Annotated in this window: 15 protein-coding genes, 2 tRNA genes and 1 pseudogene; 14 read left to right on the top strand and 4 right to left on the bottom strand. The window is 26.4% G+C overall.

The genetic code is table 11. From position 1 onward, the window contains the following. The 4 genes and pseudogenes from ACTTAY_RS06550 to ACTTAY_RS06535 form a co-directional block, all read left to right on the top strand. Positions 1-441: pseudogene (locus ACTTAY_RS06550) on the top strand (AAA family ATPase); the annotation flags it as partial. Beyond that, on the top strand, positions 434-1,975 hold the full coding sequence (gene metG / locus ACTTAY_RS06545; RefSeq protein WP_440672821.1) for a methionine--tRNA ligase: 1,542 nt from the start codon (positions 434-436) through the stop codon (positions 1,973-1,975). The pseudogene ACTTAY_RS06550 and the gene metG, both read left to right, overlap by 8 nt. Then, positions 1,968-2,729 (top strand): TatD family hydrolase, encoded by a 762-nt coding sequence (locus ACTTAY_RS06540; RefSeq protein WP_440672820.1) that lies wholly within the window; start codon positions 1,968-1,970, stop codon positions 2,727-2,729. The genes metG and ACTTAY_RS06540 overlap by 8 nt, the downstream gene beginning before the upstream one ends. 5 nt (positions 2,730-2,734) lie before the next feature. Further along, complete coding sequence (locus tag ACTTAY_RS06535) at positions 2,735-3,505, top strand: MBL fold metallo-hydrolase (RefSeq protein WP_440672819.1); 771 nt, start codon at positions 2,735-2,737, stop codon at positions 3,503-3,505. On the opposite strand, the gene ACTTAY_RS06530 is transcribed toward ACTTAY_RS06535, so the two are convergent. From ACTTAY_RS06530 to ACTTAY_RS06520, 3 genes are read right to left on the bottom strand one after another with little or no spacing between them, the layout of a single operon-like run. Beyond that, on the bottom strand, positions 3,500-4,042 hold the full coding sequence (locus ACTTAY_RS06530; protein ID WP_440672818.1) for a glutathione peroxidase: 543 nt from the start codon (positions 4,040-4,042) through the stop codon (positions 3,500-3,502). The two genes, ACTTAY_RS06535 and ACTTAY_RS06530, sit on opposite strands and share 6 nt — an antisense overlap. Then, a complete protein-coding gene (gene nhaA, locus ACTTAY_RS06525) occupies positions 4,039-5,220 on the bottom strand; it encodes a Na+/H+ antiporter NhaA (RefSeq protein WP_440672817.1) in 1,182 nt (393 codons plus the stop codon). Before nhaA ends, ACTTAY_RS06530 begins: the two co-directional genes overlap by 4 nt. 6 nt (positions 5,221-5,226) lie before the next feature. Further along, positions 5,227-5,700, bottom strand: a complete 474-nt coding sequence (locus ACTTAY_RS06520) for a zinc-ribbon domain-containing protein (RefSeq protein WP_440672816.1) — start codon at positions 5,698-5,700, stop codon at positions 5,227-5,229. Positions 5,701-5,793: 93 nt separating this feature from the next. On the opposite strand from ACTTAY_RS06520, the gene ACTTAY_RS06515 reads away from it, so the two are divergent. The 9 genes from ACTTAY_RS06515 (at position 5,794) to ACTTAY_RS06475 (ending at position 12,366) form a co-directional block, all read left to right on the top strand. Next, positions 5,794-5,870 (top strand) — tRNA-Pro (locus tag ACTTAY_RS06515). A 5-nt stretch (positions 5,871-5,875) separates the two neighbouring features. After that, positions 5,876-6,157, top strand: a complete 282-nt coding sequence (locus tag ACTTAY_RS06510; protein WP_440672815.1) for an ETC complex I subunit — start codon at positions 5,876-5,878, stop codon at positions 6,155-6,157. A 3-nt stretch (positions 6,158-6,160) separates the two neighbouring features. Next, complete coding sequence (locus ACTTAY_RS06505; RefSeq protein ID WP_440672814.1) at positions 6,161-7,153, top strand: putative transporter; 993 nt, start codon at positions 6,161-6,163, stop codon at positions 7,151-7,153. Then, a complete protein-coding gene (gene glpX, locus ACTTAY_RS06500; RefSeq protein ID WP_440672813.1) occupies positions 7,153-8,097 on the top strand; it encodes a class II fructose-bisphosphatase in 945 nt (314 codons plus the stop codon). The genes ACTTAY_RS06505 and glpX overlap by 1 nt, the downstream gene beginning before the upstream one ends. A gap of 43 nt (positions 8,098-8,140) precedes the next feature. Further along, a tRNA-Glu gene (locus ACTTAY_RS06495) sits at positions 8,141-8,215 on the top strand. Between the two features lie 4 nt (positions 8,216-8,219). After that, positions 8,220-8,474 (top strand): GIY-YIG nuclease family protein, encoded by a 255-nt coding sequence (locus tag ACTTAY_RS06490; RefSeq protein WP_440672812.1) that lies wholly within the window; start codon positions 8,220-8,222, stop codon positions 8,472-8,474. Further along, a complete protein-coding gene (locus ACTTAY_RS06485; protein WP_440672811.1) occupies positions 8,471-10,564 on the top strand; it encodes a glycosyltransferase in 2,094 nt (697 codons plus the stop codon). Before ACTTAY_RS06490 ends, ACTTAY_RS06485 begins: the two co-directional genes overlap by 4 nt. Positions 10,565-10,579: 15 nt before the next feature. Then, the gene (locus ACTTAY_RS06480; RefSeq protein ID WP_440672810.1) at positions 10,580-11,464 is read left to right on the top strand and encodes an NAD-dependent epimerase/dehydratase family protein; all 885 of its coding nucleotides are present in this window, start codon (positions 10,580-10,582) and stop codon (positions 11,462-11,464) included. After that, positions 11,464-12,366 (top strand): glycosyltransferase family 2 protein, encoded by a 903-nt coding sequence (locus ACTTAY_RS06475; protein ID WP_440672809.1) that lies wholly within the window; start codon positions 11,464-11,466, stop codon positions 12,364-12,366. Before ACTTAY_RS06480 ends, ACTTAY_RS06475 begins: the two co-directional genes overlap by 1 nt. Here the strand turns inward: ACTTAY_RS06475 and ACTTAY_RS06470 are convergent. Continuing rightward, positions 12,363-13,340: an NAD-dependent epimerase/dehydratase family protein gene (locus tag ACTTAY_RS06470; protein WP_440672808.1), complete on the bottom strand. Its 978-nt coding sequence runs from the start codon at positions 13,338-13,340 to the stop codon at positions 12,363-12,365. The two genes, ACTTAY_RS06475 and ACTTAY_RS06470, sit on opposite strands and share 4 nt — an antisense overlap. A 37-nt stretch (positions 13,341-13,377) precedes the next feature. On the opposite strand from ACTTAY_RS06470, the gene ACTTAY_RS06465 reads away from it, so the two are divergent. Continuing rightward, positions 13,378-13,594, top strand: a 217-nt coding sequence (locus ACTTAY_RS06465; protein WP_440672807.1) for a hypothetical protein, incomplete at its 3' end; no start/stop codon positions are given.

Below are 13,594 nucleotides of genomic sequence, written 5' to 3'. Positions count from 1 at the left end.
TTACCAACTCTTAAATCAAGATGTTTAAATTTCAAAATTTTTCTAACAAATGCTCAATCTATTGAAATTGTTAACAAATTAATAAACGATGATGTTTATAATTTTATAAATCAAGATTTAGTAAATTACTTTACAACACCAGGTAAATTATATGATTTATTAAATCTAGCAGAAAACTTTGATTTAAATCTTAAGGATTATAATTTAGACACTTTTTTGCAAAGTCTAATATCAAGTAAGGCTTATAAAAAAAACAAACCAATTATTCAATTAATATATTCTTTTATTGAAGTTTATCTTAGAAACAATATATCTACGAAAAATATTAAATTATTTCACCTTTATCATTATTTTTTAAAAAAAATTAATGATACTAAAATTTATAATTTAGACGAAGAGACATTATTTATGGAATTTGAAGATAAAGTATTAAATGGATAAAAATTTTTATATTACCACACCTATTTATTATCCATCAGCTAAACCTCATATGGGTCACGCCTACTCAAGTATAGCTGCTGATTTTTTTGCAAGATTTAAAATCATTGATGATTATAAAGTACACTTTTTAACCGGTACAGATGAGCATGGTTTAAAAATTCAAAGATCAGCTGAACGAGCAGGGGAGACTCCTCAAAAATTTTGTGATCAGATAAGCAAAACTTTTCGAGATCTTTCAGATACTCTAAATTTATGCAACACTGATTTTATTAGAACAACCGAAGAGAGGCATAAAAAAACGGTGCAATATCTTTGGTCTGAACTTGAAAAGAATGATGATATTTATTTATCTAATTATTCTGGTTGGTATTCAGTATCTGATGAAGCTTTTTATAGTGAAGATGAGATAGAAGAAATAGATGGTAAAAAAATAGCTATATCATCAAAATCTCCTGTCGAATGGATTGAAGAAGAGTCGTATTTTTTTAGACTTTCAAAATGGGAAAAACCTCTTTTAAAATATTATGAAGATAATCCTGATTTTATTTATCCGGAGTCTAGACGAAATGAAGTTATTAGTTTTGTAAAAAGTGGTCTAAAAGATCTATCAGTTAGTAGGAAAAGTTTTTCATGGGGTATACAAGTTCCAAGTAATAAAAATCATGTAATTTACGTTTGGTTAGATGCACTTACAAATTATTTAAGTGCACTAAATTACCCAAATAAAGATGATGAATTATTCAAAAAATTTTGGCCCGCATCAATACATTTAATTGGCAAAGATATACTTAGATTTCATGCTGTTTATTGGCCAGCTTTTTTATTAGCCGCCAATATTGAAGTACCAAAAAGAGTTTATGGTCATGGTTGGATTTTATCTGGAGAAGAAAAAATGTCTAAATCTAAAGGAAATATTTTGGATCCATTAGAAATAATTGATGAGTATGGGTTAGATCCATTAAGATATTATCTGATTAAAGAAGTTTCATTTGGTAATGATGGCAATATTTCTCAAGATAGATTAGAAGATTGTATAAACAGTGATTTAGCAAATAATTATGGAAATTTATGTCAAAGAGTTACTGCTTTTGCGATCAAAAATTGTGATGGAAAAATTCCTTCTGAAATTGAATTTCTAGATGAAGATTTGTTAATTTTAGATAAATATAAAAAAAATTTAGATAATATTAGATCTAAAATTGATCATCAAAATATTAACTTTTATATAGACTATATTGTTAATTCTCTTTTTGAAGCCAACAAATATTTTAATGATCAAGAACCATGGAAAAAGAAAGATGATCAAATTAGATTAAATACAATTGTCTATACTACATTGGAAATTGTTCGAAAAATAAGTTTCTTATTGTATCCAATTATTCCGGAGTCTTCTTTAAAAGCACTAAAAATTTTTGACATAAATGAAGATCAAATAAAATTAAATTCTCTTTCAGATAATGAGTATTTAACTAAAGGAAATATTATTAATAAAATTGATATACTATTTAAAAAAATAGAAAAAAATAATGATTGATTCACACTGCCATCTAGATCACGAACCTTTGTTTAGTGATTTAACAAATGTTTTGCAAAGATCAAAAGATATAGGTATTGAAAAACTATTAACAATATCAACATCTTTTGAAAGTTTCTCTAGAGTTAAGGAACTTGTTAATAGAGATGAGATGATTTATGGCACAATTGGAATTCATCCACATGAAAGCTCTACAAACATAATTACTGCTAATGAAATTATTGATAACTTAAAAAATAACAAAAAAATTATAGGTATTGGTGAAACTGGATTGGATTTTTATTATAACAACAGTGAAAAAGATAAACAAATTGCAAGTTTTATTGAGCATATAAAAGCATCAATAAAAACTAACATTCCACTAATTGTTCACTCAAGAAATGCTGAAAATGAAACATTGGAAATTTTAAATGAATATAAAGATGAGAATATTAAAATTTTAATGCATTGTTTTACTGGTTCAAAAGAATTTGCAGAAAAATTATTATCTTTAAATTCTTACTTTTCTGCTAGTGGAATAATTACTTTCAAAAATTCAGTTGATTTACAAGACACATTTAAATCAATCCCAACTGAAAATATTTTAATTGAAACAGACAGTCCCTTTTTAGCACCAGTTCCAAACAGAGGAAAAAAAAATGAACCATCATTTATAGATTTTACAGCTGCAAAATTAGCAGAAATAAAAAATATTTCTAAAAATGAATTGATAGAGCTAACTACTAATAATTTTAATAAACTTTTTTTTAATTAAAAAATATGAAATTTATTATTTTAGGCTGTGGTAGTTCGATGGGTGTACCAAGACCAGATGGTTTTTTTGGAAATTGTGACCCAAAAAATATAAAAAATTACAGAACAAGATGCTCAGCTTTATTGAAAACTACTGATGAAAATATACTAATAGATACCTCTCCTGATTTAAGACAACAACTTTTAAGACATAAAATTAAAAAAATTAATAAAGTTCTTTTTTCACATATGCATGGAGATCAAACTCATGGAATTAATGATTTAAGATCTTTTTATATAAATAGTAGAAAACAAATTAATGTTTATGCAGATATAGATACTTCCAAATATCTTAAAAATACATTTTCATACATTTTCAAAAGTTACTCAAAAGAATATCCAGCAACATTAAATTTAAATAAGTTGCCAAAAAATATTTACACAATTAATAAAAATAAAAAAATTAGCATTCAATCAATTATAGTTGAGCATGGCAGAGTAAATTCAAATTGTTTTATTGTTGATAAAAAATTAGCTTATATCAGCGATGTAAGTAAAATTTTAGAAAAGGATTTTAAATATTTTAAAAACTTGAAATATTTAATAATTGATTGTTTATGGTACAATTTTCATCCATCACATTTCAACTTAGAAAAATCACTTAATATAATCAAAATCTTCAAGCCCAAAAAGGCTATTCTAACAAATTTATCACCAGTTTTAGATTATAAAGTACTTAAAAAGTTATTACCTAAAAATGTTATACCTGCTCATGATGGCTTAACTTTAGAGCTATAATATATTTTCAATTGATTTAATTAACTTTTTAGACATTGGTTTAGTAAAAGATGCAAATGTATCTTCAACCTTTCCCTCTTTGTTAATTAAAATTTTATGAAAATTCCATTTTGGAATTGCAGATTTACCATGATTATCTTTTGCCCATTTGAAAAGTTCATGAGCATTTTCTCCTTTAACTTCTGTGATAGTTGTAAGTGGAAAATTGATATTAAAATTTACTTCGCAAAACTCTTTTACATCTGCATCATTTTTTTTTTCTTGATTAAATGAATTTGATGGAACACCAAGTACCACTAAACCTTTTTCTTTATATAAATCCCATAGTTCCTGTAATTCATTATATTGTTTGGTAAAACCACAAAAACTAGCTGTATTGACTACCAGAATAACTTTATCTTTGTAATCTTTTAGATTTATTGTTTCGCCAGTTATGCTCTCAATTGTGAAATCATAAAACTTTTTTTCATAGTTTGCTGTTGCTGAGGTTTTAAAAAAAAACATAACTATAGATAGTACAAATATTACTTTTCTCATTTTTTGGGTTTATTTGGAGTAAGTAATATTAAAAAATAACCAAATAAAGTGGATAGTAATGAACCAGTCAAAACACCTATTTTTACACCATCCATATATTGAATGTTTTCAACGAAAGCTAAATTTCCTACAAACAAACTCATTGTAAAACCAATACCAGTAAGAACTCCAACTCCATAAAAATTATACCAACTTGTATCGTTTGGCATTTGAGCAACTTTTAATTTTATTGATACATATGAGAATATAAAAACACCAAGTTGTTTACCCAAGAATAGACCAAGCAAAATACCTAACGGAACCTTATCCAACAAAGAAGCAAAAGATAAACCCTCAAGAGAAACCCCTGCATTTGCAAATGCAAATAAAGGCATTATTCCAAAGGCAACATAAGGACTAATTGCGTGTTCTATTTTTATTAATAAAGAAAAATCTTTATCCTTTTTTCTATGTGGGATTGTCATAGCCAATAAAACACCAGCAATCGTAGCGTGGATACCTGAGTTGTGAGTAAAATCCCAAAGGAAAAGTCCAACTACCAAATAAGGTAAGAATTTTTTGATATTAAATTTATTTATTAACAACAAAACAATAAAAGCTATCAGCATTAATGTTAAATACTTGATGCTTAAATCTCCTGAGTAGAATAGAGCAATTATTACAATTGCTCCTAAATCATCGATTATAGCTAAAGCTGTTAAAAATACTTTTAAAGATAAAGGAACTCTTTTTCCAAGTAATGACAAAACTCCTAAAGAAAAAGCTATATCTGTGGCTGATGGAATTGCCCATCCATTTAACGTTTCGCTATCACCTAAATTAATAAAAACGTAAAATAATGCAGGAACTAACATTCCTCCTACGGCGGCTATGATTGGTAGTAAAGCCTGTTTAATATTTGAAAGTTCACCTTGTAGAAATTCTCTTTTTATTTCTAATGTGACAAAGAAAAAGAATATAGCCATCAAGGCGTCGTTGATCCAATGTAATACAGATAATTTTAGACCAAAATTATTAACACCTATAAATAAATATTTATTTAAAGTAGCAAAATATAAATCTGCTAATCCTGAGTTACTAATAAATAATGCAATTATTGCAGCAAGCAAGAGAACGAGTCCACTTGCAGCTTCTAATTTAAAAAACCATCTAAAAGGTTTGGATATATAATTAATCATAAAATTTTAAATTAGGTCTATAATAAATAGTTTTATATCTTGCAATGTTTCAAAAAGGTTGAATAATATTACTTCTAGTCCAGGAAATACATTAATTAGAGGTGTTTTAAGTGTATCAACCAAGATTATTAAAGCAACAAAAGATATAATAAAAACTATTAAATAAGAAAATAATTTAGATTTTTTACTTTCAGATTTTTCAACAGTCTTTAGGTTGTCTGCTTCTATTTCAGAATCAATTAATTTTTCTTTTTGTAATGGTTTGTTAATTTCTAAATTTTTTTCTTTTACCTCATTATTTTGTTCTGTTTTATTTGTAGTATTATTTTTATTTAACTTTAATGGTGTCTCACTTTCATTTTGTGCGTTATAAAACCAAACTCTTTCACATGATCCACATTGAAGCTCACGTCCTTCATTGGGAATTAACGAACTATCAATTTTGAATTGTTTCTTTTTGCAAGGACAAGTAATTATCATGCCTCGTTATATAACAGATTTACTTAAAATTCTTTTAATTTAGACTTCTTTATTCATTGAAATTATCAATAACTTCTGTATTAGTACATCGATCGGAGTGTAGCGCAGCCTGGTAGCGCATCTGGTTTGGGACCAGAGGGTCGCAGGTTCGAATCCTGCCACTCCGACCATCTTTATGAAAAAAGCAATTATTTACATTCCAAACAAAAACCCAATGCAATCAGGTTTAGCTAAAAATGGCAAATGGGTATTAGAATTTAAAACTAAAGATCCAACAAAGAACCCATTGATGGGTTGGGAAAGTTCATCAGATACTTATTCGGAATTAAAATTAGAGTTTTCGTCAAAAGAACTTGCGATCAATTATGCGAAAAAAAAGAAAATAGAATTTGAATTAATCGAACCTAGAAAAAGAAAAACAGTAAAAAAATCTTACGCTGATAATTTTTTAAAATAAAAAATGTTTAGGTTTTTTACTCAAAAACAATGGTTACTATGGTCATGGATAGGATCAGCAATAATTTTATCATCACTTTGGATACAAGTAAAAATTGATGTCAAAATCAATGAATGGTTTGGTCAATTCTACGATATGATTCAAAAAGCTTTAGGTGCACCAAACTCTATTACTATAGAAGAGTATTGGGCAAGCCTATTATCTTTCATAACTTTGGCTGCTATGTATGTAGGTGTGGCAGTTATTGTTAGTTTTTTTACTTCACACTTTTTGTTCAGATGGAGAACTGCTATGGTTGAATGGTATCATAGCGTATATGATAAAGCTCGAAAAATAGAAGGAGCAGCTCAAAGAGTTCAAGAAGATACAATAAAATTTTCAAGAATAATGGAGTCACTCGGAACAAGTTTAATTGAAGCTTTAATGATACTTATTGAGTTTATGCCAATTTTATTTGGCTTAAGTGTTGGAATACCTATATTCTTCTTTGGTGATTGGGATTATGGATTGATAGTAGGCGCTTTAATTTGGTCAGTTGGAGGAACAATTTTTTTGATTTTACTTGGTTTAATTTTAAGATTAGTTGGTGTCGAATATGATTTACAAAAAAAAGAAGCTGCTTATAGAAAGATTTTAGTGATAGCAGAAGATGATGGAACAATAAGACCAAAATCTATTGAAGAATTATTTGATGGAGTTAGAAGTATTCATTTTTTAAGCTACATTAGATATTTATATTTCAATATTGGTAGGATTGCATATCTACAAGCTAATGTTTTATCTGCTTATGTATTTTTAGCACCAGCCATTGTTGCAGGTGCAGTTACGTTGGGTGTCATGCAACAAATCATAAGAGCTTTTGGCAGGGTGGAGGGTTCAATGCAGTATATTCTTAAAGCATGGCCCACTATAATTGAACTAGCAAGTGTTTATAAGCGTCTAAGAGAATTTGAGTCAAAAATTATCAATGAAGATGTAATTAATAAAAAAATATAATGACTATTGATAAAAAATTTGTTGATAAATTTATAAATGTAAGTTCAAAGGCTGCACTAGCATCTTCATATTTAGTTGGTAAAAATGATAAAATAGCTGCTGACAAAGCTGCTGTGGACTCAATGAGAAATGAATTAAATAAAATCGATTTTGAAGGTAGAGTTGTAATCGGTGAAGGTGAATTAGATGAAGCACCAATGTTATATATTGGTGAAAAAATTGGTAGCAACAATGGTCCTAAGTTTGATTTAGCAGTTGATCCGTTAGAGGGCACAAACTTTGCTGCCAAAAACTTACCTGGTGCATTATCGGTAATAGCAATTGCTGAAAAAAATAATTTATTCAATGCTCCAGAAACATATATGGAAAAAATTTCTGCTAATGTAAATGAAAAAGGAGTTATTGATTTAGATTTTTCTGTAAAAAAAAATATTTCTAATTTAAGTGAATACTTGAATAAAAAACCTGAAAATTTAACTGCATGTTTGCTGGACAGACCGAGACATAAACAAATTATTGAAACACTAAAAGAACTCAAAGTTAATACAAAACTAATAACAGATGGTGATGTTTCTGGTGCATTACTAGTTACAAACAAAAAATATAATGTTGATATTTTTCTTGGAATTGGTGGTGGTCCCGAAGGTGTTCTTGCAGCATCAGCTCTAGATTCATTTAATTGTTATTTTCAAGGAAGATTTCTATTTGATTCTGAACATGACAAATTAAGAGCAAAAAAAATGGGTATAAATGATTTTAAAAAGAAATATGAATTAAAAGAAATAGTTTCTGGAGACTCTATTTTTTGTGCTACGGGTATTACCTCTGGTGAATTAGTTAACGGTATCAAGTTAAATGAAAATGATTTTACATCAGAAACTTTTGTTACTCATAAGTCAACTGGTCTAAAAAAGGTAATAAAATTAAATCAAAATATTAGATGATAAGCTTGATTAATCGCCTAATTTACAATAAAAAACATTTTTTGGTCCCTTCGTCTATCGGTTAGGACACGTGGTTTTCATCCTCGAAAGAGGGGTTCGATTCCCCTAGGGACCGCCATCTAATGATTTATTATACTTACATACTAAAATGCATAAATCCTGGTATAAACAAAACTTATGCTGGCTACAGTACAAATGTTGAAAAAAGATTGTTAAAACACAACTCAAATGCAGGAGCTAAATCTACAAGAGGATATAAATGGAAATTGATATTTAAGAAGAAATTTAGTTCAAAATCAAATGCTATGTCATATGAACATAAGCTTAAAAAGGATAGGGTACTTAGAAAAAAAATTTTAAGAAAATTTGATAAATGAAAATATCAATATTACTTCCATATAAAGAAAACTTCTCACCAGATTATGCTGGTGCAGTGTCTATTTTTATTAAAGATACGTTGCTAATTAGTAAATTTAAAAAAAATACACTTGTATATGGCAACACAAATTATAAAAATAAATTTACTATAAAGTATACAAATCTAAATTTTAAAAAATCATTTATAAAAAGTTCTACAAAATCCTATATAATTGAATTTTTAAAAAAAGAAGAAAAAAGAAAATCTGATATTATAGAATTTCATAACAGACCATCTTATCTAAAATATTTAAAAAATTTAAAATATGCAAAAAAAGTTTTGTATTTTCATAATGATCCGCTTGAAATGAATGGATCAAAGCAATTAAAAGATAGAATTTTTCTAATTGAAAATTTAGATAAAATAATTTTTAATAGTGATTGGTCTTTATCAAGATTTGTCAATGGTTTGAATTATAATTATTCCAATTCAAACAAACTAGAGGTAATTAAACAATCAATTAATGCTAAAAAAATAAATTTAAAAAATAAAAAGAAAATAATTACATTTGTTGGAAAATTAAATTCTGCAAAAGGTTATGATATTTTTGGAAGAGCAATAATACCTATATTAGATGAATTTAAAGATTGGTCGGCTAATGTTATTGGTGACGAACCTAGAGAAAAAATTATGTTTCATCATGAAAGATTAAATATTTTAGGTTTTATGAATCACAAAAAAGTTTTGAAAAATCTAGAAAAAACATCAATATCAGTTGTTTGTTCTAGATGGAACGAACCTTTTGGCAGAACAAGTTTAGAAGCTGCCAGTCGGGGCTGTGGTGTTATTATTAGTAATAGAGGAGGTTTAAAAGAGACTATAACCGATGGTATTGTTGTAAATAAAATTAACTCAACTAATTTCTCAAAAAATATAAAAAAACTTATTAAAAATCCAAAATTACTTAGATATTATCAAAAAAATTCACTAAAAAATTTTTATTTAACAAACATTTATGCTACTAAAAAAATTGATGCGTATCGTAATGAACTCTTAAAAAAAGATCAATATTTTTCAAAAAATACAAAATTAAAAATACTACATGTCACAAATCTTAATGAAAAACACAATGGTAGATTGTTCTATAATACAGGGAGAAGAATTAATAATGGTTTAATTAAATTAAATCATAAAGTTTTAACTTTGAGCGATAGAGATCTTTTAACCAACTATAAAACTTTAAGAGATATTACTGGTTCAAAAAAACTTAATTCAACATTTATTGAAACCGTTAAAAATTTTAAACCAAATTTGATACTATTAGGACACGCTGACTCTATTAAAACTGAAAGTTTAAAATTAATTAAAAAAGAAAATCCATCAATTAAAATTGCCCAATGGTTTTTGGATAGAATGGATTCAAAATGGGAAAATAATAAAATTAGATTTATGGATAAAATAAAGTATATGGATTACAGTTTTTGTACAACAGATCCTAAAGTTTTGAATCTACAAAACTATAAAGTCTCATTTTTTCCAAATCCTGTTGACGAGTCACTTGATGATATGAAAGTGTATGAAAATAAAAATCCCGAATTTGATTTGTTTTTTGCAATGTCTCATGGGGTACATAGAGGAGTTTTGAAAAAAGGAAAATTTGATGAAAGAGAAAATATCATTAACTTTTTAATTAATAAAAATCCGCATTTAAAATTTAATATTTTTGGCATGAATAATATTCAACCAATTTGGGGTGATGAATTTAAAAAAAAACTTTATAATTCAAAAATCGCACTTAATTTAAGTCAAGGTAAACCACTTAAATTTTATAGTAGTGATAGGATAGCACAATTAATGGGTAATGGTATTGCAACTTTAATTGATAAAAAAACAAAATTAAATAAACTATTCTCAAACAAAGAAGCAATTTTTTACAATTCAAATAATGACTTAAATAAAAAAATTAACATTATGATTAAAAATAATAAACTAAGATATTTGTTGGCAAAAAAAGGTAGAATTAAATATCATAAAAAATTTAATTCAGTTAAAATTGCAGATTTTATGATAAAAAAAACATTTAATATTAAAAATAAAATTGACTGGTAATTATTTTTATATTTTATGAAAAAAAAATTTATAATAGTTACTGGTGGAGCTGGTTTTATTGGCTCATGTTTGATTAAATATTTATTAGATTCAAATGTTAAAGAAAAGATAATTAGTATTGATAACTATTCTTCAGGATACAAAAGAAATCATATAAAAAATAAAAATGTACAATACATCAAAGGAGACAATAAAGACATTGAAACTCTTTTAAAGAAATACAAAAATATAATAAAGGTTATTTTTCATTTTGGTGAATACTCAAGAATTTTTCAAAGTTTTAAAAACTACAAGAAATGTTTAGAATATAATATTAATCATTCGTTAAAAGTTATTGAGTTTGCCAAAAATAATAAAATAAAAATTATATATTCTGCAACTTCAAGTAATTTAGGCAACAATGGTAAAGATGAAAATTTATCACCATATGCATGGTCTAAGTCGAAGAATATAGAATTAATAATAAACTACAATAAATGGTTTGGTCTAAAATACGAATTTGTTTATTTTTATAATGTTTATGGACCTGGGCAAATTTTTAATTCTCCTATGGCAGCAGTTATAGGAATATTTGAAAATCAATTTAATAAGAATAAGCCTCTAACAGTTGTTAAACCAGGTACGCAAAGAAGAGATTTTACCCATATAGATGACATTGTAAAAGGTTGTTATCTTGCATGGAAGAAAGGGAAACAAAATCATTATATGCTTGGGACTAAAAAAACATATTCAATAATTGAAATTGCCAAAATGTTTAATACAAAAATAAAATTTCTTCCAAAAAGACCAGGTGAAAGATTTGGATCTACAATTCCAAATAATAATGCAAAAAAAATTCTAGGATATACCGCAAAAAAAGATATTAGGGATTATATAATAAATATTGTTAAAAAAAAATAATGTTTTCCATATTAATTCCTACATTTAATAATCTAGAATATCTTAAAATTTGTATTAACAGTATTAAAAAAAACTCAGAATTTAATCATCAAATTATTGTTCATGTTAACGAGGGCAAAGATGGGACAATCGAATATTTAAAAAAAAATCAAATTAAATACACTTATAGTAGTAATAATATCGGTATGCCTAAAGCTTTAAACACCGCTGCCAGACATTCAATTTCTAAATATATTATTATATCACACGATGACTTTTATTATTGTCCAGAATGGGATATTCATTTTAAAAATGAAATTGATTTGTTAAATGATGAAAATTTTTATTTATCTGGAACAATGATTGGTCATACAGAAAGTGCTAGCAAAAGATTTTCCCCTCCAGTAATAAATGCTGGTAAAACTTTTAATACTTTTAATGAAAAAAAATTATTAAATAATCTTAATGAAATAAAAACCTTTAATTGGCAAGGATCAACAAAATGTCCTGGCTTAGTTACTAAAGAATTGTGGGATAGAGTTGGTGGTTGGAGTGAAGAATTTTTTCCTACAGGTGGAGACGATACAGATTTTGCAAAAAAATTATGGGATGAAAAGGTTAGAATTTTTAAAGGGCTAGGGAAATGTTCTATTTATCATTTTGGATCTATTACAACAAGAAAGAAACCTAAAACAATAAATACATATTTGGGAAGTAAAGCTAACAAAATTTTTCTTAAAAAATGGGGTATGACAATTAATTTTTTTGAAAAATTTTATTTAAAAGCTGGTTTGGATCAAAACAAAGATCAAATTTTTGAAGAATTTAAAAGTCCCTTAAAAGATCCAGTCAAAGATCTGAAATATAATATTGAAAATTTTAAAAATATATTACGAAATTTATATGTAAAAATATTGAATTAATTTGTTAAAAATTTTAAAGTTTTTTTTATTCCATCATCTAAAGAAACTTTATTTTTTACTCCAAATTTTTTTTGTTTATATGTATCGCCAGCTCTAGCAAAAACTCCTTCAGGTTTATTTGTTGTGCCATTTATATTAGGATTGTAACCCACAATGTTGGCTGCTTTTTTGGCAAAGTTTTTAAAATTTAAAAATTTGCCATTAGATAAATTTAAAGCATCAGCATTATTTATTTTATCCATCGTTTTTATTACAGCATTTACACAGTCATCAATATAAATAAAATCTCTCATCTGATTTCCACTTCCCCAAACTGTTAAATTTTTTTTATTCTTATTATCTAAAACTCTTTTACATATACTTGGAAAAGGATAACTTAGATCTTGATCTTCTCCATAACCAGAAAAAGGGCGATAGCAAACAGATTTTAATCCATGCTTTTCATATGCTATTTTGGCTAGATATTCAGATGTTAATTTCGACCATCCATATGTTAAATCTGGGACAGATAAATCTTTATTAAAATTAATATCATTTTCTTTTAGAAGTTTATAATTATTTTTAGTTTGAAATTTAATCGGATAACAAGCTGATGAACTAAAACAGATATTTTTTTTTGGCTGATTTATTCTTGCCCATTGCCAATAATGACTATCAATTGAGAGATCGTCAGCTACAACTAAAGGATTGTTTTCAATTATTTGCCTTCCTCCAACCATCGCTGCTAAATGTAGTGCATAATCTATTTCTTTATCATTATGGTTTTTAAACCAAATTCTACAATCCTCCTTATAAAATTTAAAATTTTTATAATCATAAGGATTAAACAATGGCCAGCCTTTTTTTGGATCAATCCCTCCAGTAAGAGGTGCAATATTGTCCACAACAATAACTTTATACCTTTTTTCTAAAAAAAATTTAACAAAACGTCTACCTACAAAACCTGCACCACCTGTTATTAATACTTTTTTCATATATATATATATTATCAAATATTAAAATTTATTTAAAATGAGAAATAATACAAACCTTTTACTAGTTGAGTCTGAAATGGTCAAAGCCAAAGGTCATTTTTTAGACTATTTAATTGAAACTTCTAATTATTTTAAAAATAACAAGAAAATTACTTGGTTTTTAAACAATGGTTTTGATTCTCAAAATCTATATTTACCTAAATTTTGTGATATTAGAAAAATTATAAATTCAAATAAATTTAAAAGAAAAAAAA

The sequence above is a fragment of the Candidatus Pelagibacter sp. HIMB1715 genome (genome assembly GCF_052047595.1).
GTDB lineage: Bacteria > Pseudomonadota > Alphaproteobacteria > Pelagibacterales > Pelagibacteraceae > Pelagibacter.
Note: the sequence above shows the minus strand (reverse complement) of the source record. Positions and strands in the feature narration are given on the sequence as shown.